The sequence below is a fragment of the Bacillus sp. JJ1764 genome (genome assembly GCF_036962145.1).
In the GTDB taxonomy this organism is placed as follows: domain Bacteria; phylum Bacillota; class Bacilli; order Bacillales; family Cytobacillaceae; genus Neobacillus.
Genome location: NZ_JBALNY010000049.1, coordinates 394 through 27061, shown reverse-complemented (window position 1 = coordinate 27061; position 26668 = coordinate 394). Strand labels below are relative to the sequence as shown.

The following is a 26668-nucleotide window of genomic DNA, read 5'->3' as shown; positions in this document are numbered from 1 at the left end:
TTATTAGCCGCCGATTTTTTACTGGTATAGCTCTTTTTTCATCATTAAATTAATAGTGGGAAAAGTAAAAGAAAATGTAGTTCCTACTCCAATCTCACTTTCTACGAGAATTTCTCCATCTAAAGCACGAACGATACTATACACGACCATCATCCCCAGTCCAGTACCGTTTTTCCCTTTTGTAGAATAAAATGGCTCCCCCAACCTCTCGATTTGTTCTTTTGTCATACCTGATCCTGTGTCTTTTATAATAATCGTAATATGATTTTGGCTTGTATCTGAAGAAATAGATAAATATCCGCCACTTGGCATCGCTTCGATCGCATTTTTAAATACATTGACAAAGCATTGGCGAAACTTTTGCCGGTCACCTTTAATAAAGCCAATGACAGAAAAATCAGTGGTGATTTCAACAGAATTTTGATTGGCCAATGGAAGGACAATATTTATAATTTGTTTAAGTTCATTTTTGACATTAAGCTCCTCAAATTTTTCAATGGAAGGTTTAGCGAAGGTTAGATAATCCTGAATGACCTTTTCTGCAGAGGATAGTTCCTCCTTCACAATAGAGAGATATTCCTTTCTTTTTTGCCTTGAAAGATAATCATCCTCTAAAAGTTGTACAAAACCACTTGCTGCTGTCAAGGGGTTCCGAATCTCATGAGAAATGGCTGCTCCCATTTGTTCAACAGCTTTCAGCTTTTCTGCTTTGATTAGTTGTTGTCTCATTTCTACATTCTTTTTGACAAATTCAATCGCATAAGTAATAATACCAATTCCTGATGAAGGTACCACAATATAAGCAAACAAAGAATCCATCCAATTAATTTTTAATCCTAGAAATCCCATGCCAAATGAGGATATGGTACCTACAATACCTCCCATAAAGCTGGAAATAAGAACATGTTTTAATGGCTGTTGTTTCCAAAACCAAGGGTACATTCGCCAAAGGATAAAAGATAGAGGAACATATAACATGATGGTTTGATAAAAGCCCATATCAATTCCATAAAAGCTTCTAAGAATAATCGTGGCTAAAACAAGAATAGGACCGATTCCAAAATAAAGTCCTCCGATTACGATCGGAATTACACGTAAATCAAATCTTACATAGGAAACCGGATGAAGGGAAAACTGGATGCAAACCCATAACATAAGAATAAAATATAGAATGATGGATGCCTTTGAGATCACGTATCTTTGATTCTCAAGAACAACTAAGCATAAGAAAAAAAATATAATTAAAATGGAAAGATTCAAAAAAAGATGTTGGGTAATTTCCATTTCATTCACCATCCATAAAGGGCTGTTAGGAAAATTTTACAGGTAATTCCTCCAAGTTACAACAAAATTTACGAATAATTCCTAAAATACAACAAAAAGTATAGAAAAAAGTGGTTTTACACCACTTTTTAATATCTGGCCTTATTCATATAAGGAAGTGATTGTATTTCTTCCATGTATTTTTGACTTATAGAGGGCGGAATCTGCCTTTTGAATTAAATTCTCTGAAGAAGTAGTTGGGTCGGGAATCATGGTGGCAATACCAATACTTAAGGTGACAAAGTCTGCAATTTTTGAACTTTTATGTGGGATCTGAAGTTGCTGGATTTTTTCTTGGATCTGTTCAGCTATGTGAATTCCTTTCTGTTGTTCGGAGCCTGGTAATATGATGGCGAATTCCTCCCCACCATACCGGCAGAAGATATAAGTTGAATGTGGTGCTATTACTTCTTTAATAGCTTGGGCAATGGATTGTAAACAATAGTCACCCTCCAAATGTCCATATGTATCATTATACTTTTTAAAATAATCGATATCTAACATCATTAAGGTGATGGGTGAAGTGTTCAATAGTGAATTAGACCATTCACTTAAAAGAGTTTCATCAAAATATCTCCGATTCGAGATTCCTGTCAGCCCATCAAGATAGGAAAGCTGATTTAATAATGCGTTTGCTTCTTGAAGCTTCTGTTCTGTCAGTTTTCGGTTTGTTATGTTCCTTGAAACAATAATTACACGTTTATTTCCATCTTCTTGATCGGAAACGCTTTTAAATGAGGATTCAATCCAAATATACTCTCCTAATTTTACTTTATAGCGGTAAGTTGCCCCTGCATCGCCCTCTTCAAGGGCCTTTTTAAATGTATTTTTATAAAGCTCCAAATCATCAGGATGGATGAAGAGCTCCATCTTCTTTCCTAAAAGCTCTTGATATTCAAAATGAAGAATTTCCTTAACGGCAGGCGAAATATAAATATACTCGCCAACTTCACTATTCATTGTAATGAGGTCACTGGAATTTTCAGCAAGTAACCGAAATCGTTCTTCTGTCTCTTTTAATTTCATAATATTTTGTTCTAATTGACGCTGCGCCTGATTGGACTTGGTAATGTAAACTGAAAAGTGATAAGCGACAAAACCGCCAATTAACGAAGTGATGATATGGGAAAATAATACTTTATCTAAAGTGCTATGATTCTCAATTCTAATGGCTAAAATAATGGATAAAACAGTTAAGCCATAAACATTCATAATAAAGGCTTTCAGGGTTTCTGATATATTTAGCCTTGATACTAGTCCACAGCCAAATCCAATCAGAATAGCACCAATTGCCGGTAAGACTGCTGAAGCACTAAAACCAAAAAGAACAAATCTCCCTAGAGCAATAATAATGGAGGCAACCATAGCCGGGAAAAAACCTCCAAATGCCGCTGCAATCACAATAGCCAAATGTCTCAAATCTACAATAATGGTGGAACTAATCTTTATACTAAATATCATTAAAATATTACCGAGAATTCCTAGAAAAAAACCAGCTAGTAATTTAGTAGGTATAGAAGAGGTAACTGACAGCGATCGATCTTTAAAAAACTGACCCATTAAAGAAAAGGCAGCTATCAATATAGCAATGTTTGTAACATATTCCTTAATCATTAAATAAACTCCTAGAAAATAAATCAATTAATCTCATTATACAATGGATGATGTCATTTCGACGAAAATAGATAAAAAGTTTTCAATTATTACATTATTTTCTCAGAAATCATTGTACCAAAAAAAGCTTCCAAAATGGAAGCTTTAAAAAAGGACAGATTAAACGGACATCATTGATTGTGAATATAATTTTGCAGCTATTCGGGCCTTCTCTTTAGCAGAAGCCAACATTTCTTCAATCTTAGTTGGATAATAATCAAAGCCTTCAAAAATAACTGAATCCATTACTTCAATCCCAAGAAAACTCAGAGCGATTTTTAAATAGCGGTCACCGGATTCCAGTTCTCCTAATGGTGTGTTTGTATAAAGTCCACCTCTTGTTTGAATGTGAATGGCCCTTTTCCCTGTCAAAAGCCCTTTAGGACCATCTGGTGTATAATCAAAGGTTTTACCTGCAACAAACAGGTTATCCAAATAAGCTTTTAATATAGCGGGTAAATTAAGGTTCCAAACCGGTGATACAAAAACATAATATTGGTTTTCCATAAATTCATTTGCAACGGCATGCATCTGTTGAATTTTTTCTCTTTCTGGCTCTGTTAACTGATCCATAGTGTATCCATAGCCGGCAAGTTTGCCGCGGGCGCTGACTAAGTCAGCATCCATATGCGCAATCTCATAATTGAATAAATCGATTCTATTAATTATTACATCCGGGCGTTCTTGTCTGAATGATTCAAGAAACGCTTCACCTATTTGCAATCCTTTTGATTTCATTAAACCTTTTGGATTTGCCGTAATATAAAGTAATTTCTTCATTCTATCACAACCATTCTTTAGTTATGGGCGATTACTCTTACATTATAAAAAAATTTTAAAGCTTAATATGGAACTAAATGGTGAATTTCTTGAACATTAGGTGAAAACTTAGATATTAGATATAGGTAATATTCAATAAATTGTTGGAATTGGGTATTAGTTCTCAATAATAAAAATAGGTAAAATAATATTAAGATGTAGAATATTGGTAATAGAGGGTGGGTTGAAGTATGAACCAACAAACTCATAATGAGGAGAGTATTGAGAGTCTAAAGTTAAAAATTGCTGAGATGGAAAAGAAAGAAAAAGATTTATTAAAAATGCTTCAGCTAAATTCTTCTCTATATTTAAAGGTCCTTGATGCCCTGCCAATAAATGTTTTTTTAGAGGAGCCTGATGGCAGAACCATATTTGCCAATAAACAGGCCTGTGATTTAAATGGAATGACATTGGAGGAGCTGGTGGGAAAGACGGTTTACGACTTTTTTCCTGAGCCTATTGCTAAAATGAATCGAGATATAGACTTGGAGGTTTGGCGGACTCGCACCTTGAAAACGGGGGAAGTGAAGGCAGGCTTTCAGGGAAATGAATCCTACATGTTTACCGGTAAAACCATTATTCATGTGCCGGAATTCGATAAAGAATATCTTTTAGGATTTGGTTTGGATATTACTGATTTGAAAAATGCTGAGAAGAAAATTGTTCAAATGGCTTATCATGATGCCTTAACGGGGCTACCTAATCGTTGGTTTATTAAATCATATCTTGAAACATATAAGGCTGAACATGACCAATTAAATGAGTTACTGGGAGTTATTCTTTTAGACTTAGATCACTTTAAGGTGGTTAATGATAGTTTGGGCCACGAGGCAGGCGACTTATTGCTGAAATCTGTAACGGAGAGACTCATGAGCATATTGGATCATGATAATATCTTAGCAAGATTTGGCGGTGATGAATTCGTCCTATTGGCCCCTCATTTGCATAGTATGAATGATGCAGAAGAGGTGGGCAATCTTATCCTGAGGGTAATGAACGATTCTTTCATGATTTATGATCAAAAATACCATATAACCCCAAGTATCGGAGTGAGCGTTTATCCTTTTCATGGGGAAGATTTAAATAACTTAATCAAATGTGCAGATTTAGCTATGTATAAATCAAAAGAAAAGGGAAGAAACTGTGCAACCCTCTACAATCCGGAATTGAATAAGCGTGTTTTAGAAAATATGGATAAAATAACGGCTGCCATTTAATTGGCAGCCGTTATCCATTTGATCTCGTCCAACAGTTGTTGCTTGAATAGTTGAATTAAAAATTCATTATAGAAGTCTTTTTTTACAATGATTTGGTATCGGTTGTTCTGATGAGGATAAACAAAAAGATCCGTTAAAACCTTATTTTCTTCGAAATAGGCTTGGACTTTCTGAAGTCTTTGTTTAAATTGTACATCCAATAATGTAATGAAAAATTCTACATCATCACCATTTAAAGCTTCATTCATTTGAAGAATTTGATCATTGTATTTATAAGAAATTTTCATTTCTCCACCCCTAAATTAAGTATCTTAAGTAGATATAGGCTGTACAAATAATAATGGACAAGATCATTAACGGAAAGGCAATGAGTAAAAATTTTCCGAATGTAATGTGGTATCCTTCCTTTGCAGCAAGCCCGGCAACAATAACATTGGCACTGGCGCCAATTAATGTGCCATTACCTCCCAAGCACGCTCCAAGCGATAAACTCCACCAAAGGGGCTCTAGGTTTTGAATACCCAAATCTCCCATATCCTTGATCATCGGAATCATGGTGGCAACAAACGGAATATTATCAATAAAGGCAGATGCAATCGCGCTGACCCATAAAATTAACAGGGAAGCTGTGGTTACATTACCTCCTGTTACATGAACAGTATAATCGGCCAACATCGAAATAATGCCTGTTTCAATTAGTCCAGAAACAAGGACAAATAGTCCAATAAAGAAGAAGATGGTTGTCCATTCTACTTTAGAAAATGATTTATCCAGATACTCTTCTCCCGTTAACAGCAGTAGTAAAAAGGCACCAGTCAGAGCTACAGTAGCCGATTCAATATGAAGCATTTGGTGAAGGAAGAAACCGAGAATCGTAATGGCAAGGGCAAACAATGACTTCTTCAACAAGGTTTTATCGGTAATTTCTTCTTTTTCATTTAAATCCATCAAATTAGCTTTTAGTTCTGGAGAAGCTTTCAATTGTTTCCGATAGATAAAGGCTAAAATGGCAATATTGACAAAAAGAACAAAGAAGGAAATAGCAGTAAGATTATAAATAAACTCCATAAAGGTTAACTCTTTTACCGCACTGCCAATCATAATATTTGGAGGGTCTCCAATTAGGGTAGATGTTCCCCCAATATTAGAGGCAATTACCTCAGTAATTAAAAAAGGGATAGGGTTGACTCGTAATTGTCTTGTAATACTGAAAGTTACCGGTACCATTAATAGAACAGTCGTGACATTATCTAAAAAGGCAGAACCTAAAGCTGTGATGATTCCTAGGACAAGTAAGATTTTTAATGGATCGCCCTTCACTTTTTTGGCTGACCAAATGGCTATGTATTTAAATAATCCTGTCTCAGACGTAATAGTAACAATGATCATCATGCCTGTTAAAAGGCCGAGCGTATTGAAATCAATATGATGCAGAGCCACTTTTTGGTCGACAATCCCCAACAGAATCATTAAGATGCCGCCTATCATGGCGATGATGGTCCGATGAAGCTTTTCTGTTACGATAAAAGCGTATGTAACAAGAAATACGCCTAATGCTATGAGTGCTTGTGTGGACATGGATCAACCTCTTCTCAATATATGTACTGACAGTGTCCTTTTAAACCAAAAAGGAGCCCGTTTTGACAGACTCCACCTAAAACACCGCAAATTTCTTTATACAAATATTTTATTAAAATAGTCAAGAGAAGTAAAGTTAAACATGACCATAATAAGGAGGTCATGTTGTCCGAACTTTTTTCATAGCCAACTATTTCACAGCTTGAAATATTCAACCAGAGTCATATAAAAGGTCGGACAACAGCTATTATTTTAATTCATTGTTTCGCAAAAACAATAGATAATTTATGAAAAAAACATTAACATTTTATGTCAAAGTCCAATTCGTTTAATAAAATCAACGGTTTCTTGATGATCCGCTTTGATCGTCTTAAATAGTCCTTTATCACTTTTAACAAGTGGTTTTCCGCTTGTATCTGCAATAGGAATGGCTTTGGATATTCCTTTTACTACCTTCCATTTCCCTTCAAAATAACTGAGCTTCAGATCAACAATACCCAAGTGGTTGCCGAATGCTCCTGCCATGACGACCGGTTTTCCGTTTATATTCCCGGTTTTAAGATTAGTATGAGGCAGCTTTTCATATACTGGACCAGGGAATACACTGTGAGAATGACCGGAAAGAATTGCATCAATACCAGGAATTTTAGTTAAATAATAGACGGCATTTTCAGTGTCCGGACGGTAAGGATCACCGCTGATCCCAGTATGGGCAAGTGCGACAATTAAATCTGCCCCCTCTGCCTTCATTTGCGGGATAAAATGCTGGGCTGCCTCTAAAATTGGTTTGGCATAGACTTTGCCCTCAAGATTGGCTCTATCCCATTTCATGATTTGGATAGGTAAGAATCCAATAACACCAATTTTTAATTCATGCTGCTTTCCATTTAGATCCGTTAATTTTCTTTTTAATATGACATAGGGTCTAAAATAGGGATTATTCGTTTTGACGGAATAAACATTAGCGTTTACCACCGGCATATTTGCGCCTTTTAAAGCTGCATTTAAAAATTTTAATCCATAGTTAAACTCATGATTTCCAATTGTTATGGTATCATAACCCAAATAATTGAAAGCGCGGTAAACCGGGTGGATTTTACCGGAATGAATCCCTTTAATTCTAGCTAAATATTCCCCAAGTGGATTTCCTTTTAGGTGATCTCCGCAATCAAATAATAAGGAATTTTTGGCTCCCATTCTTGCCTGTTTGATAAGTGTGGCTGTTTTCACCAAACCAATGCGATGATCAACCTTGGTTTGGTAATAATCATAATTAACCAGATCAGCATGAATATCTGTTGTTTCTAGGAGACGTAAATCAATGCTTGGTCGTTCCTCCGCATAGGTTGTAAGGGAGGAAGGCAATACTAACAAAACAGTGAAAAGGAAAGTCCAAAACGGTTTGTTTAACATCAAATGACCCCCTAAATGTAAAAGGTCTCCATAGTATTTGTTGTTTATTTGGAAATATGAAAAAACTGACAGAAATTTGTCAAAAACATTTGAATAAAAAATGAAAAAAACGTTTTCATCATATCTAAAGGGTNNGGGTAAAATGGTTTTATAATAAAAGTAAGTAAAACATGGGGGGAAAACAATGAACATTACAACCATTATTGAACTAGAAAATCAAGAAGTTGAAGCAATTGCAGGTGCGAAATTAGTATTTGCTGAAGAACAGATTGATGAAAATATTTTTGAAACATGTGTAGAGTGTTTTCAATTAGAACATTCACAGGAAATAATTTCTACTGAGGATGCTATGCAAAGAGTTTTTTCACAATTAAAGAAAAAAGGCGTCATTCCAAATGGTGTTGAGGATTTTTCATTTGAGATGCCTGCTTGCGGGCAACTAAAAAGTAAAAGCAATGGTGAAACAGAATTACCGCAAAAAGTAATTCTATCCTTTATGGCGTAAAGAAGTTCCTTGAAGAAGTTCCTTGGAACTTCTTTTTTCTTCAAGATTTACAAAAGTGACAATAAAGTGACATGTGAGATTCATCAAAGCGAAATGGAGAATTGTCTATTATAATATTTATAGATTTTTTATTAAAGAAAAAATTTGAAAGCGTTTACATTATTACCGTGGAAGGAGGAGCTGAAGCGGTTGAAAAGAAATAGCAAGATTACTATATTAACAGGCCATTTTGGAAGTGGAAAAACAGAAATTGCTATTAATTTAGCATTATTTGAAAGACAAAAACATGAAATGGTGGCGTTAAATGATTTAGATATCATCAATCCTTATTATCGTTCGAGGGATGTTTCTGATTTATTACAAAATCAGGGTATAGAAATGATCGCACCAAGGGGCCGTTTAGCAACAGCAGACCTGCCGATTGTTTCGGGAGAGATGTACCGAGTCATGCACGACCCACGCTATCAATTAATTGTCGATGCAGGTGGAGATAAAGACGGAGCAATGGCATTAGGACAGTACTTTCATGAATGGAAGGATTTAAATCCAGAATTATGGTTTGTTCTTAATGGAAACCGTCCTTATGTGAGTACATTGGAGGGGGCAAAATACACGGTCGAGCAAATTGAGAAAGCCTCCCGTTTAAAGATTACTGGAATTATAAACAATTCCAATGTCGGCAGCGAAACATCTTTGGAAGATATATCAAAAGGCTTAGAGTTAAGCAACAGCTTGGCCGATCACTTACAAATTCCTTTTTTATATACAACTATTTCAAATCAATTTAAAGAGGAAGCTGCTGGGTTTGCCGAAAAAAACAAGGTGGTTTGGATCACACGTTTTCTAAAATTGCCGTGGGAAATATAGGGATGGAGGGAAGTTACCATGGAAAAAAGAGTTGTTTTTAATGAAGAGATCTGTAAATCTTGCGGTCTTTGTGTGCAAGTATGCCCTACAAATGTTATTTTTCTGGCGGATTCTCTAAATGGAAAAGGATACAGGCCAGCAACAGTACTTCATCAAGAGAACTGTATAAGCTGTGCAAAGTGTGCCCAGGTTTGTCCTGATTCCGTGATCGCTGTATATAGACCGGTAAAAGTATTGCAAACCGTGTGATGGGAAGGAGTTTTTCTAATGGGGAAAGTGTTAATGAAAGGCAATGAAGTAATCGCAGAAGCGGCAGTTCATGCCGGCTGCAAGTATTTTTTTGGATACCCGATTACACCGCAAAGTGAATTAGTCGCATACATGGCAAGAAGACTTCCAGAGGTTGGCGGGCTCTTTTTGCAGGCAGAAAGTGAAATTGCAGCAATAAATATGGTTTATGGAGCATCTTCTGCAGGCGCAAGAGTGATGACATCTTCTTCAAGCCCTGGTTTCAGCTTAAAGCAGGAAGGGATTTCTTATTTAGTAGGTTCAGAGCTTCCAGCGGTTATCTGTAATATTGTTCGAGGCGGCCCCGGCTTAGGAAATATCCAGCCGGCACAATCAGACTATTTCCAAGTAACCAAAGGCGGTGGACATGGGGATTATCACATACCAGTCCTAGCACCTGCCAGTTTACAAGAAATTGTGGAACTTACCCAAGATGCCTTTGATATAGCTGATCAATATCGAACCCCTGTAATTTTAATGGGGGATGGTATGCTGGGACAGATGATGGAGCCTGTCGAATTTACTGTTCGTTCTGAAAAGCCAGTATACAGTAAAGAGTGGGCAACAAGCGGGACTCGAGGTGATGGGGGACCGAAAATTATTACTTCCTTAGAGTTAGATGCCGAGGGTCTTGAGAAGCGAAATTGGAATTTACAGCAGAAGTTTGCTGTGATGAAGAAAAATGAAGTCCGTTATGAAACATACCTAGTTGAAGATGCCGACTATATTATAGTTGCTTTTGGAACAGTAGCAAGGATTTCCATGAATGCTATAAACAGGGCTAGGAAAGAAGGCATAAAAGCAGGCCTAATCAGACCGATTTCATTATGGCCATTCCCTGAAAAGCCGTTCATCGAAACGAGAGATCAGGTTATCAGCTATATTTCAGTTGAAATGAGTGCAGGACAAATGATTGAGGATGTCCGCTTGGCTGTCAACGGTCATGCCCCAGTCGATTTCTTTGGACGAACTGGCGGAGTGGTCCCAACTCAAGAGGAGATTTATCAGAAAATCATGGTGGTTGCCGGGGGTGTTACCGTATGACAATGAAAACGGTATTTGAAAAAACAAGCGGACTTACCGATAAGCCAACACATTATTGCCCTGGATGCACTCATGGAGTGATCCATCGTCTTGTTGGTGAAGTGTTAGAGGAAATGGGCATTCTCGAGGATACAGTCGGTGTGGCTTCGGTAGGCTGCTCAGTGTTATCGTATGAGTATTTTAACTGTGATATGACACAAGCAGCGCATGGGCGTGCACCGGCAGTAGCAACAGGGGTAAAACGAGTCTTACCGGACCGATTTGTATTTACTTATCAAGGTGACGGGGATCTTGCCTCTATTGGGATCAGTGAGGTAATCCATGCTGCAGCTAGAGGAGAAAATATTACCGTTATTTTTGTTAACAATGCAATCTATGGAATGACCGGCGGCCAAATGGCACCCACGACCTTAATCGGTCAAAAAACTGCCACGACTCCATTCGGGAGGGATGTTCAAATCCAGGGTTCTCCTATTAAAGTTTGCGAAATGATTTCAACGCTAGATGGGGCAGCCTATATTGAACGGGTTTCAACCCACGATGTTCCTCATATACAAAAGGCAAAGAGAGCAATCCGAAAGGCATTTGAAACTCAGAAAAAAGGGGGAGGCTTCTCGATGGTTGAGATATTATCCACCTGTCCAACTAACTGGGGGCTTAATCCTACTGAGTCATTGGAATGGGTAAAAGATAACATGGTTCCGGTTTATCCTCTTGGTGTTTATAAAAATAAAGATGGGGGGAAGGAATGATGCTAGAAGAAATCATCATTGCCGGATTTGGTGGACAGGGTGTTATGTCAATGGGGCAGCTAATTGCCTATGCCGGCATGCTGGAAGGAAAAGGTGTCTCTTGGCTTCCATCATATGGACCAGAACAACGGGGAGGAACGGCCAACTGTGCTGTTGTGGTCAGTGATGAACCGGTATCATCTCCATTAGTAACAAACCCGACTACTGCTATTGTGCTTAATAATCCATCATTTGATAAATTTGAGCCACGCGTTCATGCCGGTGGTCTCCTTATCATAAATTCATCATTAGTGATGAGAGTAACGGAACGAACCGATATTAATGTAATCGAAATTCCGGCTACAGATTTAGCCAACGATCTTGGAAACTCTCGTGTGGCCAATATGATCTTATTAGGGGCATTCATAGAACAAACCAAAATTGTCACGACCCATTCGATTATTGAATCCTTAAAAAAAGTCCTTTCTGAAGATAAACATCATCTAATTGAAGTAAACAAACAAGCTTTACATAAAGGTTCATCCTTTATTGGAGCAAAAACAATTCTAATGTAAGGTCCGCCATCAATGGCGGGCTTTTCTTTTAGTTGGGGCATACTACATGTGATAAGGTGCACTTAGTTGAAAAAAATTTTCGATTAATATGAAAGTAAGATTTTTTATAGGAGGTAGTGTAATGGAAAAGAATTCTGTAAAAGCATATATGGAGTATAGTGAAGAGAAATTTACCAAACGAATTATTTACAAAAAAGGGGAAACCACCGCATTTGTGTTGAACTTTTTACCTGGCCAAAAACTCCCAACTCATAAGCATCCCGGAACAGAAGTGTACTTATATGTTTTGACTGGAAATGGAACATTGATTATTAACGGAACAGAGACAGAAGTCGCTGAAGCAGACTTAATTCATGTTAATAGTGAAGAAGAGATGTCCTTTCTAAACAGTGGCGGTGAACCACTTAGCCTTTATGTAGTTTTAAGCAAGATTCCCAGCCAGTTTTATGCGAAGAATGTTTAATGTAGATAATTGATATTTTGGGAAGTTCCAATCGGAAACAGGTTGAGGGTTCTACATGCATGAGAAAATAGTGCAGAAGCAAAAAGTGGTACGTAGAGAGGTTCTACATTCCTGAAAAAAGAGCCTCAGAAGGAACCCGTGCCATTAGTAAAGTACTGTTCGAATAAAAAAAATTTAAACAGTAAAAAAGCCAGCTCATATATTATGCTGGCTTTTTTCGATGTTTGATTTCCTGTGTATTTTTCAAGCCAAAGAACCACCAATTCCAGTCGCCCAACAATTTCATCAGGGCGGGAACAAGTACCATTCTGACAATTGTGGCATCAATAAATATTGCCACAGCAATACCGACTCCAAGTTGCTTTATTGGCATGACACCAGTAAAAGCAAATGCACCAGTTACGACAATCATAATGGCCGCGGCAGATGTAATAATTTTACTGGTCTTTGTCAATCCTTCAATGGTGGCCAAGCTATTATTACCTGTTTCTAAGTAGTGTTCCTGAATCCGTGAAATGAGAAAAACTTCATAATCCATGGAAAGTCCGAAAACAAGTGTAAATACAAAGACTGGAAGAATCAGTCCAATATTGACAGGTCTAATCCCAAAGTGCCCCAATTGAAAAATCCACACGACAATGCCAAAGGTACAACCCAAGCTAAGAATATTCATTAAAATGGCTTTAAGTGGGATGAGAACAGAACGGAAGGCAGCCATCAAAATAATGAGAGTGGATACAACAATTAATAGTAAGCCATATGGTGTCTTTTTTATGATCTCAGAAAAAATTTCTTGTTCAAACTTGATGGATCCGCCAAAGCTTGCTTTCATTCCTAAATCCTTCTTGGACCAGTCACTGACCCATTGTCGTGCTTTTGATGAATGGCCGTCAGCTTTTAGGAATACATCAAGCCGCATTTTGTTTTCTCTTATATAATGTTCTAACAACGGGGCAACCTTGTCTTGATCACCATATGTGGTCAGCTGAACGAATTGGTCCGCTCCTTCCATACCAGTTACAGAAAACGGGGAATCCACGTAGGAAACCAGCTTGTCCCTTTCTAATTGTTGGATGACATGAATTGCCTGTTCAAGGTTGGTTTTCTTTGCCATTTCGCCAACTGATTGTAAAACAATCGTTACCTTTTTTTCATCCCTTCTATCCTTTGCTTCAAATTGATCTTTGAAGGTTTCCAAAGCGATGCGGGAAGGGTAGTTGGGGGGCAAAGAATCTGTACCTGGAATGGCTAATGTCATTTGTTTCACAGGGCTAAGACCTATCAAAAGGATGATCAATGCCGAAGCAGACATGATGACAGGGCGCCTCATGACCAGTTCGGCAAACCTGTGCCATAAATTGTTTTTCTGATCTGAGAGCTGAACGAAACTAAATTTATTAATGTTTTTACCTAATAGTGCAAGCAACGCCGGCAAAAAGGTTAATGCACAAAGAGCAGATAGGAATACAACAGTCATCCCACCTAAAGCAACATTTTGAAATATATCAATTTGAATAAACCATAGGCCGGATAAACCAATAAACACGCAAAGAGCCGAAAAGATTATCGAACGCCCGGCGGTCGCAACCGTAATTTTAATGGCAATCAGGATGGAATTCGTTTTTATCTCCTCTTTATAGCGATTAATAAATAACAAAGCAAAATCAATGCTTAAGGCAAGCCCAATCATTGGAACGATATTTAAAATGAATATGGTTAAATCAAGTTTGTAGCTAAAAAAGTAGACAATTCCCATTGTGGTAAGAATGGAGACGACCCCGATCACAAGGGGCAGGGCAGCGGCAACAAGCCCGCCAAATGCCAGTATCAGAACAATTAAAGCGATCGGAAGACCAATCATCTCTGCTTTAGCCAAATCTTCCTGACTGGCTGAATTAAGATCCTTTACGATAAGGGGTTCCCCTGTCAGCGTAACAGTAAACCCATCTCGATTGTGAAGCATCTTTTTTAGCTCAGTAATTTCTTCTGAGAGGCTTTCCGACTTTTTATCAAAGGTTATCAAACCGTATGCAAAGTTGCCCTTCATCATTCCATTTTGTGGTGATGGTGTAATGATTTGTTTTGCCTGATCAAATCCATCAATGCGGTTAAAGGTTTGATTGATAAATGTATGAAAGTCACTTGAACTGGCTGACTTTTCTTTTTCAAATAAAAGGATGATGGTTGATTTGGGTTGATTAAAATTTCTTTCAAGCACTTGCCTTGTTAGATTATACTGACCTCTATATTCGAAACCATTGCCACTTAACACTGAGGGCAAATGTAACGCAAAATATCCCAATATAACGATGAAGAACAACCAAATACCAACTACCCATTTCCGGTACTGGAAAAGTAATATCCCAAATTTCTGCAAATGCTCTCCTCCTTTAGCACCTTTATAGTTTTAGTATACAAAGAATGAAATCCTTTTTTATTGGTGTTTCATGGCTAAAATGAAAACATTTATGGTTATATTTCCCCGTAAAAAATCCAATCATGTAATATGCAAAATTGTTCAATGGATATTTTACAAATGTAAATTCTTATTATAAAATTGTTTTGGGTGAGGACATTGGATCGTGAAAAACTAGGTAAGGTTATAGAAGCCGCTAAATTGTATTATTTGCTTGATTATAATCAAAATGAAATTGCTAAGATTCTTGGAGTTTCTAGGCCAACTGTATCCCGGCTTTTGCAGCAGGCAAAAAGTGACGGTATAGTCCAAATTAATATTATGGACCCAACCGAGGATAGTAGTGATCTGGAGACAAAGCTGGAACAAAAATTTCATTTAAAAAAGGCAATTGTTGCCTCAATTCCGCAATATGAGAACCATTTCATAAAAAATTATCTTGGTGAAAAAGCGGCGTTGTACCTTCATGAAATTGTTAAAGATGAGGACATTATCGGGGTAACGTGGGGAACGACTATTTATCACGTAGCTGTTGAATTAAAGCAGAAATTACTTAAAAACGTAAAAGTTGTTCAATTAAAAGGCGGGGTTAGCCACTCGGAAACAAATACGTATATCTCTGAGATTTTGTACCTGTTTGGAAAGGCCTTTAATACGACTCCACATCATCTTCCATTGCCTGCCATAGTTGATCATGTAGTTGTGAAGCAAGCGATGGAGGCTGATCGACATATTCGCAAAGTTTTGGAATTAGGAAAACAAGCAAATATTGCTTTATTTACGATTGGAACAGTCAATACAGATTCTTTACTATTTCAATTAGGCTATTTTTCAGAAAGTGATATTGAATCATTAGAAGGAAATGCAGTGGGTGACATTTGTTCTAGGTTTTTTGATCATAATGGGAATATTTGTAACACGAGTTTGGATGAACGAACACTTGGGATTAACTTAGCCGAATTAAAAAATAAAGAACAGTCGATCCTTGTGGCAGGCGGACCGCACAAAATTGCTGGTATTTATGGTGCACTTAAAGGTGGTTACGCTAATGTCCTCGTGACGGATCAATTTACAGCACAATTTTTACTAGATAAGCAAGACTAAATGGCTCTTTATCGTTATTTAGTCTTTTTTTGATCACATTTTTTTACTTTTGTTCATAATGTTATTTACAAATGTTCAATGACTTTGTTATAGTTACTTTGGATAAACTATCGTAAAGTTCATTAAATATAGGGGGAAAATATTATGAATCAAGATATCGCAAAAATGATTGATCATACATTGTTAAAAGCGGATGCTACTAAAGAACAAATTGTAAAATTGGCAGAAGAGGCCAAGGAGTATACCTTTGCATCAGTTTGTGTGAATCCTACATGGGTGAAAACAGCAGCCGAAGCACTTGCAGATAAACCAGAAGTAAAGGTATGTACGGTAATAGGTTTTCCTCTTGGAGCATCAACCACTGAGACAAAAGCGTTCGAAACGAAGAATGCCATTGAAAATGGCGCTGGTGAAATTGATATGGTCATTAATATTGGTGCCCTTAAAGATAAGCAAGATGACCTCGTTGAACAAGATATCCGTGCTGTAGTCGAAGAATCAAAGGGAAAAGCACTAGTTAAAGTCATTATTGAAACTTGTCTGTTAACAGATGAGGAAAAGATCCGTGCTTGCCGCCTATCCGTTAAAGCGGGAGCAGATTTTGTTAAAACCTCAACTGGATTTTCAACTGGCGGTGCCACTGTTGAAGATATCCGTTTGATGAGAGAAACAGTTGGACCTGAGATTGGTGTAAAAGCCTCCGGCGGTGTACGAAGCAGAGAAGATGCTTTAGCCATGATTGAAGCAGGAGCAACACGCATTGGGGCAAGCTCTGGTATTGCCATTTGCAAAGGCGAGATATCACAAAGCAATTACTAATTAACTTACAGTGAGGAATCGACTATGAAAGAAGTCTTTTTGGCATTAATAGCAGGATTAATTGTAGGGATGTTATTCAAATTTCTAAAGCTGCCATTACCGGCACCACCGGTTTTTTCAGCAGTTGTCGGTGTATTTGGAGTATATTTTGGCGGTGTTCTTCTAGACTGGTTTTTAAAATTAATAAATCATTAACATTTTGTGGACTATTCGATATCGAATAGTCCTTTTATTTTTAGAATGAAAATTTTATTAGAATAATTGTAAATAAGTGCTTTATGATTTAACATTTATTATAATTAATGATTAACAAATATTTAAAAAAAGAATGGAGTAAAACTATATGATATTAAATATTTCTATTATTGATGATGATAGTTTTATTCGGGCGACTATAATTAGGATTATCCAAACAATTATATTTAAGCATTGGGAAATTCAAATTACTGAATTTGAAAATGGATATCAGTTTTTTGATTCCAAGCAATTAAATAAAGAAGGGAAGCACTTTGTGATAGTAGATGGTACAATGCCGATGATGGACGGAATTGAAGTTTTAAAAAACATAAAAAATATCAAAGGGGATCAAGATATAACAATTCTGATGTTGTCGGAGAGAAAAAGTGAAGCAAATATAGAAAAAGCAAAAAGACTTGGTGCCAGTGAATATAGAACAAAGCCGTTTAGTATAAAAGGGATTAAAGCTACCATCGAGCAATTAGTGCAAAGGATTGAAGAATAAATGCTAAAAAATGAATTGCTCTATCTGTCCATTCTTACCATTTTAAGTCTAAGTACTTTAATTATTTTACTATTATACTTAATTATAAGAAAAATGATTGTTAATAGGAAAAGAGCTAAGATTAATGAATTGAAGGAAAAATATAATCCTGTTCTTTTTAACGTTTTGACAAATGGAGGAAACTTTCGGGTATTAACTCCAAATACTCATTTTCAAATAATAGCCATTCAAGAATTGCTTAGTAAATATTCAAAAGTTACGGAGGGAAAAGAAGAAAAAGAACAGTTAGCAAACATTGCTGAATATTATTTATCTGATTATTTCAGAAAGCAGCTTAAAAGTAGGCGATGGAGTATTCGAATGAATATGCTGCATCAAATAGAGGATTTATATATGGTTTCCTTTTTAAAAGATATCTCTATCTTTATTAATAAGAAAAGGCAAACACATGATGAAACTATACAAGCATTAAGGATTTTAGCTTCATTTAATGATCCAGGACTACTTGAATTGTTAACAACAAAGTTTCCGACCTTATCTGAATACGAATATCGAAATATTCTAATTCGGGCAAACTCTCAACAATTTGACCAGTTTGTTCTTCATTTTAATAGAAGCAGTGATCAATTAAAACGGGCTATTTTGGAGGTTATTTCAATAAAAAAAGAGAAAAGGTATATAGTTTTTTTGGAGGATATTTTTTCTAAATATGATGGTGAGATAAAATTGAGAGCACTCAAGGCAATTGCAAATATAGGGTATGTCCAATATGTTGATCCGTTCTTAGAACTTCTATACTCACCTAAATGGCAAGAAAGAATGGTATCCGCTAAATTAATCGGACAGATACAGGAGGAGAAAGGTATTCCGAGATTATTGGAACTATTGCAAGATCCATCTTGGTGGGTCCGATCTCAGGCTGGACAGGCCATTAGTAGATTTATACATGGTAAAGAACTATTGGAACAAGTACTACTTACATCACAGGATCCATTCGCAAAAGATATGGCCTTTGAATGGCTGAATAAAGGAGAATAGCAATGCATTGGATTCAATGGGGAGAGATTGTTAAGGCATTTGCATGGTTTATCGCTATTTATATGATAATTGTTATTGTCTTTTATTCTGTGATATTGTTAATTTCTGTGTTTCAGTTGCGTAAAAAATACCATCTTGATCGAGACCAAATCTATGAAGACTACTTAGAAGATATTTATACGAAACCAGTTTCCATTCTTGTTCCAGCATACAATGAAGAGGTTGGGATTATTCAAAGTGTTCGTTCCTTATTGAGCATTAATTATCCAACGTTCGAAGTGGTTGTCATTAATGATGGTTCGACTGATGGAACATTGGAAAAAATGATTGAGCATTATGATATGAAGGAAATCAAAAGGGTGGTCAGAAAACAAATTGAGGCAAAGCCAATCAAAAAAATATATCAATCCACTATTCTGACCAATCTTTTTTTAATCGATAAAGAAAATGGTGGGAAAGCAGATGCTCTTAATGTAGGATTGAATTTTTCTCACTATCCCTATTTTTGTTCGCTTGATGGGGATTCTGTATTGGAACAGGATGCCTTTTTAAAAGTGATGAAACCCATTATCGATTCAAATGAAGAAGTGATAGCATCCGGTGGCAGTGTAAGGATAGCTAATGGCTGTCAAATTCAAAATGGACATATTTATAAAATTGGATTGTCGCATAATCCCATTGTTATTATGCAAATAATTGAATATTTACGTGCCTTTTTAATGGGACGGATTGGCCTAAGCAGGCATAATCTTCTTCTGATTATTTCAGGTGCTTTTGGTGTTTTCTCAAAGCATTGGGTGATGGAAGCAGGTGGTTATAAAGTGGATACTGTAGGGGAAGATATGGAACTTGTAGTCAGAATGCATCGATTGTTAAAAGAGAAAAAATTAAATAAAAAAATTGTTTATGTACCTGATCCTGTATGTTGGACTGAAGTACCTGAGGATGTAAAATTTTTACGTAGACAAAGACGCCGCTGGCATCGAGGATTGTTTGAAAGTCTGTGGGCACATCGAAAAATCACCTTTAATCCAAAATATGGTTCTATTGGAATGCTGGCGTTTCCCTACTTTTGGATTGTAGAATTTTTAGGACCGATCATAGAATTGACTGGTTATATTTTTATGATACTATGCCTCCTCTTTGGTGGAATCTATATTGAATTTGCTATTTTATTATTTTTACTTTCATGTCTTTATGGCTCCATTTTTTCAATGGCAGCAGTTCTGCTTGAAGAATGGAGCTTAACTAAATATCCGAAGGTGTCAGATCTTATCAAGTTATTTCTGTATTCTTTAACAGAAACCATTTGGTTTAGGCCAATGACTGTATTGTGGCGCTGTGAGGGAGTTTGGCAAATTCTACGAGGTGAAACAAGCTGGGGAGATATGAAGAGAAAAGGTGTATCTAAATGAAAAAAAGGGTTTTCTTGATAATTTATGCGATTTCTTTCCTTATTCTCATTACAAGTCCATTTTGGCTGTGGGCTATTCAGTCTTCAAAACCGTTAAATGTGTTGATCTTAGATAAAACAGTTCCAAATGAAACATTTCGGGAGCATAAAGGGTTAGTTTGGGTTTTAAACAACTCTAAATATTTGCTACATGGCAATCGCTATTCCAGCGTATCCGACTATAAAGGGTTTTATCCTGAATCAGGAAATAAGTACAAAATAGTTCCCCTACCTAAGAATTTAAAAAACTATGATGTATTTTATTTAACAGATCAATATGGAGTGTATAAAAAAGATTTTAATGGAATAAATCCTACTGGGAAACGATCAGAAAAAATTTATGGTGGGCTAACAGCTGAGGAAGCTGAACGTTTAGAAACGACACTTATTCAGTCTAAGAATAAGAAAACGTTAATTGCCGAATTTAATACATTTGCCAGTCCAACAGAGGAAGTGGTGAAAGATAAAATTTCAAACCTTTTAAATGTGGAATGGACGGGATGGACCGGTCGTTATTTCTCAGACCTAAATAGTAATGAAGTGCCTGAATGGGTTAAACAAAATTATAAGAAGCAGCAAAAAAAGTGGTCTTTTAAAGGTGAGGGTTTTGTTTTTGTTAGTAAGAATAATTATATCGTCGCTGTGGAGAAAAAGGATGTTCGTAAAAGTGGCCTTCTCTTTAATTTGACGAAAAAAGGAAAAGCTCATTTTGAAAATGAATTTACAGGGACATATCAATATTGGTTCGACATTGTTGAACCAAGAGATACAAATGAGGTTTTAGCGTCTTATAAACTTCCGATATCAGAAACTGCAAAAAAGCGGCTTGAGGCCTATGGAATTCCTGACAAATTTCCTGCTGTTATTTATCATCAAAATGCCAAATACTCGTCTTATTACTTTTCTGGTGATTATGCAGATGAACCTGAGATCCCTAATATCTACCAGACAAAGGGGATTGATCTTTGGAAGAGATATTTTGGAGAAAAAGATTCGTTTTACTGGACAGCCTATGTGCCAATGATGAAGGATATCTTGAAAAATGGTCTCCGTCAGCAATTCCCGCAGGAAAAAATTGAATTAACGAAACAAGCAGGAATTACTACCAATAGTAAAACTGGAGATTCTTTTATTCAAATTAAAAAGAATGGTAAGTGGGAGAACTTTTTAATTAAAGGGGTAAATATGGGGATCGGGAAACCAGGATATTTTCCAGGTGAAACCGCTATTTCAAAAGATGAGTATTTTCGCTGGTTTAAAGAAATCGGCGCAATGAATGCGAATGCGATAAGAGTGTATACACTCCATCCACCTGAGTTTTATGAGGCCTTGTATGAATATAATCAAATTGCCAAAAAGCCTTTGTATCTGTTCCATGGAACATGGGTAAACGAGGAGAATCTTATCCATAGCCAGGACGCCTTTGAACAGGTAAATACGGATGATGCAAAATTAGAAATTAAAAATATGATTGATATCATCCATGGAAACGCAAATCTTCCAAAACGCCCTGGGCATTCTTCAGGAACTTATAAATATGATATTTCAAAATATGTGATTGGGATGCTTATAGGTACTGAGTGGGACCCTAGCATGGTTAGCAATACAAATGAAAAGCATCGTAATGTAAAACAATATAATGGGGTATACTTCCAAACAAATAATGCACAACCTTTTGAAATTTGGTTAGCAGGTCTATTGGATTATGCTGCAAAATATGAAGTAGACAACTATCAATGGCAGCATACCCTAAGTTTCACAAACTGGGTAACAACAGATCTATTAAAACACCCGGCTGAACCGCTTGAAACGGAAGACTTAGTCTCAGTGAATCCTAACCATATCACTCCAACAGGAGAATTAAAGGCTGGTTATTTTGCCTCCTATCACATATATCCATATTATCCTGATTTTTTGAATTATGAAAAGAAGTATCTTGACTATGTGGATCATTTTGGAGAGAAAAACAATTATGCAGGGTATCTGCATGAACTTAAGAGCTCGCATCATATGCCTGTTATCGTTGCCGAGTTTGGTGTCCCTTCATCTAGAGGATTGACCCATAAAAATGTGTATGGAATGAATCAGGGCTTTCATTCAGAAACGGAGCAAGGACATATCGATCAGAAATTATTCCGCTCTATTGTTTCAGAGGGTTATGCTGGGGGTCTGGTGTTCACGTGGCAGGATGAGTGGTTTAAACGTACATGGAATACGATGGATTTTGATAATCCCGATCGCCGTCCATATTGGAACAATCAACAGACAAATGAACAGCATTTTGGTTTGCTTAGCTTTGAACCGGCCAATAAAGAAACAAAAATCATAGTGGACGGGAATATTACTGATTGGGATCTTGCAGGAGTAAAAAAAGGTTACACAACAAAATCAACTAAGGATCCTTTAAAGGAAGTCAGGATGACGTCTGATAGCGGGTACTTCTATTTCCTTTTAAAATTTAATCGCCCTATTGATTTCCAAAAACAGGGGACCTTTTTATTGCTGGATACTATCGCCAATCAAGGTCAAACGTCGATTTCAATGTCTGAAAACGCAAAGGTGAACACAAATTTTGGAGTGGACTTCTTGGTGAAGCTCAACGGTCCAAGGGAATCTCGGATCATGGTGGACAGTTATTACGATACCTTCTATTACCAATATGCCCAGCTCCTAAATATGATAAAGAAAGAACCAAATGTGAATCAAAAGAATAATGGAGTGTTTCATCCTATTCGACTTGCCTTAAATAAGGAATTAACCATTCCATCTACGAACACGAAAATTCCATTTGAAGAGTATGAAACTGGGATATTGAAATTTGGAAATGCCAATCCTGATCATAAGGATTTCAATTCATTAACAGATGTAAGCATCAGCAACGATCATACAGTCATGGAGGGTCGGATTCCGTGGCAGTTGCTTAATTTTAGAGATCCAAGTTTAAAAGAAGTAATGGGGGATATCTGGAAAACAGGATTGACCGAAGGCGTATCAACGGATGGTATTAGGGTAGCAGTTGTTACAACTTCCCAAGCTGGAGTAGAATCCACCCTTCCAACTCAAAGGAACAGCCAAATTGTTCAAAATGATGCCTATTTGTATCGCTGGGAAGAATGGAATGAACCGTCATATTACGAACGCTTGAAGCAATCCTACTATTTAATGAAGGAAACTTATCGTTAATAAAAGAAAACTCGCCAGTTCATTGGCGAGTTTTTTATTAAATAATGAGTTCATTATCAGCCTTGGAATAAATACTCAACATTGAATTCCTTAAGTCTTTCGTAGTCATAAATTGCTCATAATCAAATGGAAAAAACATGCCAAACTCATTCAGGTTTGTTGCATTCCTATTGAAAATATCAGCATATTGTTCATCAAAACAAGGATATTCTAAAATAGAAATCATGGTTTGAATACAAGTCATGACTTGAAAAGCATCCTTTAATGTTCCAATTTCCTCGAAGTGCTTAGTAGAGGTATGCAACACCTTTAATTTCTCAAATTGATGAATTTCTTCATCGGTAAAATATCTGGGAAAAACATTAGAGTATATATACCTGACGAGCTCACAAATTTCTTCTTCCTGACTTGGAGTCGAGGCAAACACTATTTTCACTAATAACCCACCTTTTGACATTGCCTGTTTCTATCGTATTATATATGTACAGAATAACATAAATATCGCGTATTTACTGTGGTAATTAGTGGATAGGTAAAGGAGCATATATGGTTAAATCAGCTCGAAAAGGAAATTGGTTACAAATAGAAGTTCCAAAGGAATGGGACGGGGCTTCCATGGACGTGGTATTTCGAAACATTTGGGAAGCGCCAAAAAAATTAATACACCGTTTTAGGATGGAGAAGAAGGTAAGCAGGAATGGCAGTGAAATCGATTGGAATGCTCCACTTCGTCAAGGGGAAAAACTGCAAATTCAGATGTTTGGAGCAGAGGAAATGAATCTTATTCCGGCTTTTGCTGAAATTGACATTCTCTTCGAAGATGATCATGTTTTAGTCTTAAATAAGCCACCATTTCAAAATACTCACCCTAATGACCCAAATCTGGAAACAGATTCACTCTTAAATGCCGCATACTACTATTTACAGTCCAATGGGGAGTTTAGCGGCATTCATCAAATACACCGCCTTGACCGAGATACGACCGGTGCCATTGTTTTTGCCAAGCATGCACTTGCTGGGGCGATTTTAAGTAAAATGTTAGAGAAGAGAGAAATAAAACGTACCTATCTTGCCAAGGTTCATGGTTTATTTTCACAAAAGACAGGCCGTATTGATCAACCGATTGGGCGTGACAGGCACCATGCCACAAGAAGAAGGGTATCACCGGCTGGACAAGCAGCTATTACCCATTTTCAAGTCATCAAGGAAGATCGCAACAAACATTTTTCATATGTGAAATGCTGGCTTGAGACAGGAAGAACTCATCAAATTAGGGTGCACTTATCACATATTGGACATCCGTTAATAGGTGATATTCTATATGGAGGTAAGCCAATCATCAAAAGACAAGCACTTCATGCAGTAAAATTAGAATTTAACCATCCATTCACAAAGGAAAAGGTTGTCTGTTATGCTCCTTTTAAGGATCAACCAGAGATTTTTGATCAACTTGACCTTTATTCTATATGAAAAGCCTCCCGATTAGGGAGGCTTTTTCCATCCACATTTATTTTAGCTGGCTTTTCGGAAAGCTCTCATGATAAAGCTTAAGAGAAGCACTAAAACAGCTGCGCCTATTATTGCTGGTACTATAGCGAAATCCGCCACATTTGGACCCCAATCTCCCAATACCAGTGTCCCTAGCCATGCACCAACGAAACCAGCGATGATATTACCAATGATGCCACCAGGCACATCTCTGCCTACGATCATGCCGGCTAACCAGCCAATTATACCTCCAACAATTAAAGACCATATAAAGCTCACTATAGAACNNATTCATTTCTTCACTTAATTCTTTTTTAAGCGTCTGAGCTGCCAAGGCAGAGTCATTTACCTGCCCGTACCTTTAAAATACCCCAAAACGAACTTTATACTCATAAAAGAATAATTACTGGGTAATTCAATTTTTTTACATAAATAAAAAATGGAAAGGAAACAGTAAAAAAACAACTACGATAGAAATATTTTTTGAAAATTCTAATGTTAAGTTTTTGTAAATTTAACGTTGATTTTTTCTTTTTTAGGTATTTTTCAGTTAAAATAATCTTCGTTAGTGCATTAGACCTGTACCAAAAAATGGAGGAATTTTAAATGGCTTTCAAAAAAAATGACAAATTTTCTATGTTACTTAGCAATATTTCTTCTAATTTAAAGGAAGGTGCTACCTTCTTCACTGAATATAAATTGAACAATGTCAGTGACTTAAAAATTTTCTCAGAAAAAATGAAGGAATATGAAACTACAGGAGATTCCTTTGTTCACGAAGTCATTAAAGACTTAAATGATGCATTTATTACCCCGATTGAACGTGAAGATATTTTGCATCTTGCTATGAGCATGGACGATGTTTTAGATGGTCTTGAAGCAACTTCCGCATTATTTGAGATGTATTCGATCACGCAAGCAGACCATTTCATGCTGCAATTTGTGGAAGCTATCCAAGCAAGTGTTGTCGAAATTGACTTAGCAGTAGAATTAATGTCCAATAAAAAACTGCAGCAAATCCGGGAACACGCCATCAAAATAAAAGACTATGAATCAAAATGTGATAATATATTACGTCAATCCATTAAAAATTTATTTAATGTAGAAAAAGACCCGATTCGGATTATTCAATACAAAGAAATTTATGAGAACCTAGAGGATATTGCAGACTTCTGTCAAACAGTTGCAAATACTCTTGAAACCATTATCATGAAAAATGCCTAAGGAGCAAACTAATGAGTCTCATTTTTATACTTACCATATTAATTGTCATCGGTGCCCTTGCATTTGACTTTATTAACGGATTTCATGATACGGCCAATGCCATTGCCACTTCAGTATCAACGAAAGCATTGAAACCGCGTCAAGCTATTTTGATGGCAGCGATCATGAACTTTGTTGGGGCAATGACGTTTACCGGAGTTGCCAAAACAGTATCAAAGGATATAGTCGATCCATTCACCCTTCATAATGGCTCAGTCGTGATTTTGGCTGCTTTATTATCAGCAATATTTTGGAATTTACTTACTTGGTATTTTGGAATTCCAAGTAGCTCATCACATGCCATTATCGGGTCAATTGCCGGTGCTGCCATTGCCGCAGAAGGTTTTCATGCGCTAAACTATGGTGGTTTTATTAAAATTATTGAAGCACTTATTCTTTCACCAATTTTAGCTTTTGTTGTAGGTTNNGTTATATTGTTTATAGTATTTTTAAGGTTGTATTTAAAAACTTCAATTTAACAAAAACAAATCGAAATTTCCGATATATTCAAATTGCAACCGCCGCCTTGCAATCTTATTCACATGGTACAAATGATGCACAGAAATCGATGGGGATTATTACAATGGCTTTGATTGCCAATAAGTATCTTCCGCATAATGCAGACGTACCGTTTTGGGTTCAAGCATCCTGTGCGATTGCAATGGGTATTGGTACATCAATTGGTG

At 36.7% G+C, this 26668-nt stretch carries 28 protein-coding genes; 19 read left to right on the top strand and 9 right to left on the bottom strand.

The annotated features are described in order from the left end of the window. Window positions 1-18: 18 nt before the first annotated feature. From V7083_RS07895 to V7083_RS07885, 3 genes are all read right to left on the bottom strand, one after another. Window positions 19-1284 carry a HAMP domain-containing sensor histidine kinase gene (locus tag V7083_RS07895; RefSeq protein ID WP_335476836.1) on the bottom strand — a complete coding sequence of 422 codons (1266 nt, stop codon included), beginning with the start codon at window positions 1282-1284 and terminating at the stop codon, window positions 19-21. 141 nt (window positions 1285-1425) lie between these two features. Beyond that, window positions 1426-2937 carry a diguanylate cyclase domain-containing protein gene (locus tag V7083_RS07890; RefSeq protein ID WP_335476835.1) on the bottom strand — a complete coding sequence of 504 codons (1512 nt, stop codon included), beginning with the start codon at window positions 2935-2937 and terminating at the stop codon, window positions 1426-1428. Window positions 2938-3096: 159 nt separating this feature from the next. Then, window positions 3097-3756, bottom strand: coding sequence for an FMN-dependent NADH-azoreductase (locus V7083_RS07885; protein ID WP_335476834.1), 660 nt, complete (start codon window positions 3754-3756; stop codon window positions 3097-3099). Window positions 3757-3986: 230 nt separating this feature from the next. Between V7083_RS07885 and V7083_RS07880 the strand changes: the two genes are divergently transcribed. Then, a complete protein-coding gene (locus V7083_RS07880; RefSeq protein WP_335476833.1) occupies window positions 3987-5012 on the top strand; it encodes a GGDEF domain-containing protein in 1026 nt (341 codons plus the stop codon). Here the strand turns inward: V7083_RS07880 and V7083_RS07875 are convergent. The 3 genes from V7083_RS07875 to V7083_RS07865 all read right to left on the bottom strand — a co-directional run bounded on the left by V7083_RS07875 (window position 5009) and on the right by V7083_RS07865 (window position 8003). After that, on the bottom strand, window positions 5009-5299 hold the full coding sequence (locus tag V7083_RS07875) for a hypothetical protein (protein ID WP_335476832.1): 291 nt from the start codon (window positions 5297-5299) through the stop codon (window positions 5009-5011). The two genes, V7083_RS07880 and V7083_RS07875, sit on opposite strands and share 4 nt — an antisense overlap. A 10-nt stretch (window positions 5300-5309) precedes the next feature. Continuing rightward, entirely contained in the window at window positions 5310-6590 is a 1281-nt protein-coding gene (locus V7083_RS07870) for an ArsB/NhaD family transporter (RefSeq protein WP_335476831.1), read from the bottom strand. Window positions 6591-6902: 312 nt separating this feature from the next. Beyond that, the gene (locus V7083_RS07865) at window positions 6903-8003 is read right to left on the bottom strand and encodes a metallophosphoesterase (protein ID WP_335476830.1); all 1101 of its coding nucleotides are present in this window, start codon (window positions 8001-8003) and stop codon (window positions 6903-6905) included. A gap of 184 nt (window positions 8004-8187) precedes the next feature. Here V7083_RS07865 and V7083_RS07860 point away from each other — a divergent pair, with 184 nt between their 5' ends. The 7 genes from V7083_RS07860 to V7083_RS07830 all read left to right on the top strand — a co-directional run bounded on the left by V7083_RS07860 (window position 8188) and on the right by V7083_RS07830 (window position 12476). Further along, a complete protein-coding gene (locus tag V7083_RS07860; protein ID WP_335476829.1) occupies window positions 8188-8508 on the top strand; it encodes a hypothetical protein in 321 nt (106 codons plus the stop codon). Window positions 8509-8697: 189 nt separating this feature from the next. Beyond that, entirely contained in the window at window positions 8698-9375 is a 678-nt protein-coding gene (locus V7083_RS07855; RefSeq protein ID WP_335476828.1) for a hypothetical protein, read from the top strand. 18 nt (window positions 9376-9393) lie between these two features. Continuing rightward, window positions 9394-9624 carry a 4Fe-4S dicluster domain-containing protein gene (locus tag V7083_RS07850; RefSeq protein ID WP_335476827.1) on the top strand — a complete coding sequence of 77 codons (231 nt, stop codon included), beginning with the start codon at window positions 9394-9396 and terminating at the stop codon, window positions 9622-9624. Window positions 9625-9642: 18 nt separating this feature from the next. Beyond that, window positions 9643-10707 (top strand): 3-methyl-2-oxobutanoate dehydrogenase subunit VorB, encoded by a 1065-nt coding sequence (locus V7083_RS07845; protein ID WP_335476826.1) that lies wholly within the window; start codon window positions 9643-9645, stop codon window positions 10705-10707. Then, window positions 10704-11459, top strand: a complete 756-nt coding sequence (locus V7083_RS07840; protein WP_335476825.1) for a thiamine pyrophosphate-dependent enzyme — start codon at window positions 10704-10706, stop codon at window positions 11457-11459. The genes V7083_RS07845 and V7083_RS07840 overlap by 4 nt, the downstream gene beginning before the upstream one ends. Further along, window positions 11459-12013: a 2-oxoacid:acceptor oxidoreductase family protein gene (locus V7083_RS07835; protein ID WP_335476824.1), complete on the top strand. Its 555-nt coding sequence runs from the start codon at window positions 11459-11461 to the stop codon at window positions 12011-12013. Before V7083_RS07840 ends, V7083_RS07835 begins: the two co-directional genes overlap by 1 nt. Before the next feature lie 121 nt (window positions 12014-12134). After that, on the top strand, window positions 12135-12476 hold the full coding sequence (locus V7083_RS07830; protein ID WP_335476823.1) for a cupin domain-containing protein: 342 nt from the start codon (window positions 12135-12137) through the stop codon (window positions 12474-12476). Window positions 12477-12678: 202 nt separating this feature from the next. On the opposite strand, the gene V7083_RS07825 is transcribed toward V7083_RS07830, so the two are convergent. After that, window positions 12679-14853: an MMPL family transporter gene (locus tag V7083_RS07825; RefSeq protein WP_335476822.1), complete on the bottom strand. Its 2175-nt coding sequence runs from the start codon at window positions 14851-14853 to the stop codon at window positions 12679-12681. 198 nt (window positions 14854-15051) lie between these two features. On the opposite strand from V7083_RS07825, the gene V7083_RS07820 reads away from it, so the two are divergent. From V7083_RS07820 to V7083_RS07790, 7 genes are all read left to right on the top strand, one after another. After that, the gene (locus tag V7083_RS07820) at window positions 15052-15996 is read left to right on the top strand and encodes a sugar-binding transcriptional regulator (protein WP_335476821.1); all 945 of its coding nucleotides are present in this window, start codon (window positions 15052-15054) and stop codon (window positions 15994-15996) included. Window positions 15997-16140: 144 nt separating this feature from the next. Continuing rightward, the gene (deoC, locus tag V7083_RS07815) at window positions 16141-16815 is read left to right on the top strand and encodes a deoxyribose-phosphate aldolase (protein ID WP_335476820.1); all 675 of its coding nucleotides are present in this window, start codon (window positions 16141-16143) and stop codon (window positions 16813-16815) included. 24 nt (window positions 16816-16839) lie between these two features. After that, window positions 16840-17010: a XapX domain-containing protein gene (locus tag V7083_RS07810; RefSeq protein WP_335476819.1), complete on the top strand. Its 171-nt coding sequence runs from the start codon at window positions 16840-16842 to the stop codon at window positions 17008-17010. Window positions 17011-17158: 148 nt separating this feature from the next. Further along, a complete protein-coding gene (locus tag V7083_RS07805) occupies window positions 17159-17557 on the top strand; it encodes a response regulator (RefSeq protein ID WP_335476818.1) in 399 nt (132 codons plus the stop codon). Then, window positions 17558-18595 (top strand): HEAT repeat domain-containing protein, encoded by a 1038-nt coding sequence (locus V7083_RS07800; RefSeq protein WP_335476817.1) that lies wholly within the window; start codon window positions 17558-17560, stop codon window positions 18593-18595. It begins immediately after the preceding gene. Between the two features lie 2 nt (window positions 18596-18597). After that, complete coding sequence (locus tag V7083_RS07795) at window positions 18598-20010, top strand: glycosyltransferase family 2 protein (RefSeq protein ID WP_335476816.1); 1413 nt, start codon at window positions 18598-18600, stop codon at window positions 20008-20010. After that, a complete protein-coding gene (locus V7083_RS07790; protein WP_335476815.1) occupies window positions 20007-23231 on the top strand; it encodes a hypothetical protein in 3225 nt (1074 codons plus the stop codon). The genes V7083_RS07795 and V7083_RS07790 overlap by 4 nt, the downstream gene beginning before the upstream one ends. 37 nt (window positions 23232-23268) lie before the next feature. Here V7083_RS07790 and V7083_RS07785 read toward each other — a convergent pair whose 3' ends face one another. After that, complete coding sequence (locus V7083_RS07785) at window positions 23269-23667, bottom strand: YhcU family protein (protein ID WP_335476814.1); 399 nt, start codon at window positions 23665-23667, stop codon at window positions 23269-23271. Between the two features lie 110 nt (window positions 23668-23777). Here V7083_RS07785 and V7083_RS07780 point away from each other — a divergent pair, with 110 nt between their 5' ends. Further along, a complete protein-coding gene (locus V7083_RS07780; RefSeq protein ID WP_335476813.1) occupies window positions 23778-24701 on the top strand; it encodes an RluA family pseudouridine synthase in 924 nt (307 codons plus the stop codon). A gap of 42 nt (window positions 24702-24743) precedes the next feature. Here the strand turns inward: V7083_RS07780 and V7083_RS07775 are convergent, their stop codons facing one another. Then, window positions 24744-24998, bottom strand: a complete 255-nt coding sequence (locus tag V7083_RS07775) for a GlsB/YeaQ/YmgE family stress response membrane protein (protein WP_335476812.1) — start codon at window positions 24996-24998, stop codon at window positions 24744-24746. A 327-nt stretch (window positions 24999-25325) separates the two neighbouring features. Here V7083_RS07775 and V7083_RS07770 point away from each other — a divergent pair, with 327 nt between their 5' ends. From V7083_RS07770 to V7083_RS07760, 3 genes are all read left to right on the top strand, one after another. Next, a complete protein-coding gene (locus tag V7083_RS07770; RefSeq protein ID WP_335476811.1) occupies window positions 25326-25943 on the top strand; it encodes a DUF47 domain-containing protein in 618 nt (205 codons plus the stop codon). A gap of 11 nt (window positions 25944-25954) precedes the next feature. After that, the gene (locus V7083_RS07765) at window positions 25955-26461 is read left to right on the top strand and encodes an inorganic phosphate transporter (protein ID WP_335476810.1); all 507 of its coding nucleotides are present in this window, start codon (window positions 25955-25957) and stop codon (window positions 26459-26461) included. A gap of 47 nt (window positions 26462-26508) precedes the next feature. Then, on the top strand, window positions 26509-26668 hold a 160-nt coding region (locus tag V7083_RS07760; protein ID WP_335476883.1), incomplete at its 3' end, for an inorganic phosphate transporter.

Excerpts from the sequence above, each read along its gene's own strand:
- V7083_RS07895 (WP_335476836.1), bottom strand. The coding sequence starts at position 1,284 with ATGGAAATTACCCAACATCTTTTTTTGAATCTTTCCATTTTAATTATA.
- V7083_RS07890 (WP_335476835.1), bottom strand. The coding sequence starts at position 2,937 with ATGATTAAGGAATATGTTACAAACATTGCTATATTGATAGCTGCCTTT.
- V7083_RS07885 (WP_335476834.1), bottom strand. The coding sequence starts at position 3,756 with ATGAAGAAATTACTTTATATTACGGCAAATCCAAAAGGTTTAATGAAA.
- V7083_RS07880 (WP_335476833.1), top strand. The coding sequence starts at position 3,987 with ATGAACCAACAAACTCATAATGAGGAGAGTATTGAGAGTCTAAAGTTA.
- V7083_RS07875 (WP_335476832.1), bottom strand. The coding sequence starts at position 5,299 with ATGAAAATTTCTTATAAATACAATGATCAAATTCTTCAAATGAATGAA.
- V7083_RS07870 (WP_335476831.1), bottom strand. The coding sequence starts at position 6,590 with ATGTCCACACAAGCACTCATAGCATTAGGCGTATTTCTTGTTACATAC.
- V7083_RS07865 (WP_335476830.1), bottom strand. The coding sequence starts at position 8,003 with ATGTTAAACAAACCGTTTTGGACTTTCCTTTTCACTGTTTTGTTAGTA.
- V7083_RS07860 (WP_335476829.1), top strand. The coding sequence starts at position 8,188 with ATGAACATTACAACCATTATTGAACTAGAAAATCAAGAAGTTGAAGCA.
- V7083_RS07850 (WP_335476827.1), top strand. The coding sequence starts at position 9,394 with ATGGAAAAAAGAGTTGTTTTTAATGAAGAGATCTGTAAATCTTGCGGT.
- V7083_RS07845 (WP_335476826.1), top strand. The coding sequence starts at position 9,643 with ATGGGGAAAGTGTTAATGAAAGGCAATGAAGTAATCGCAGAAGCGGCA.
- V7083_RS07840 (WP_335476825.1), top strand. The coding sequence starts at position 10,704 with ATGACAATGAAAACGGTATTTGAAAAAACAAGCGGACTTACCGATAAG.
- V7083_RS07835 (WP_335476824.1), top strand. The coding sequence starts at position 11,459 with ATGCTAGAAGAAATCATCATTGCCGGATTTGGTGGACAGGGTGTTATG.
- V7083_RS07830 (WP_335476823.1), top strand. The coding sequence starts at position 12,135 with ATGGAAAAGAATTCTGTAAAAGCATATATGGAGTATAGTGAAGAGAAA.
- deoC (WP_335476820.1), top strand. The coding sequence starts at position 16,141 with ATGAATCAAGATATCGCAAAAATGATTGATCATACATTGTTAAAAGCG.
- V7083_RS07810 (WP_335476819.1), top strand. The coding sequence starts at position 16,840 with ATGAAAGAAGTCTTTTTGGCATTAATAGCAGGATTAATTGTAGGGATG.
- V7083_RS07805 (WP_335476818.1), top strand. The coding sequence starts at position 17,159 with ATGATATTAAATATTTCTATTATTGATGATGATAGTTTTATTCGGGCG.
- V7083_RS07800 (WP_335476817.1), top strand. The coding sequence starts at position 17,558 with ATGCTAAAAAATGAATTGCTCTATCTGTCCATTCTTACCATTTTAAGT.
- V7083_RS07795 (WP_335476816.1), top strand. The coding sequence starts at position 18,598 with ATGCATTGGATTCAATGGGGAGAGATTGTTAAGGCATTTGCATGGTTT.
- V7083_RS07790 (WP_335476815.1), top strand. The coding sequence starts at position 20,007 with ATGAAAAAAAGGGTTTTCTTGATAATTTATGCGATTTCTTTCCTTATT.
- V7083_RS07780 (WP_335476813.1), top strand. The coding sequence starts at position 23,778 with ATGGTTAAATCAGCTCGAAAAGGAAATTGGTTACAAATAGAAGTTCCA.
- V7083_RS07770 (WP_335476811.1), top strand. The coding sequence starts at position 25,326 with ATGGCTTTCAAAAAAAATGACAAATTTTCTATGTTACTTAGCAATATT.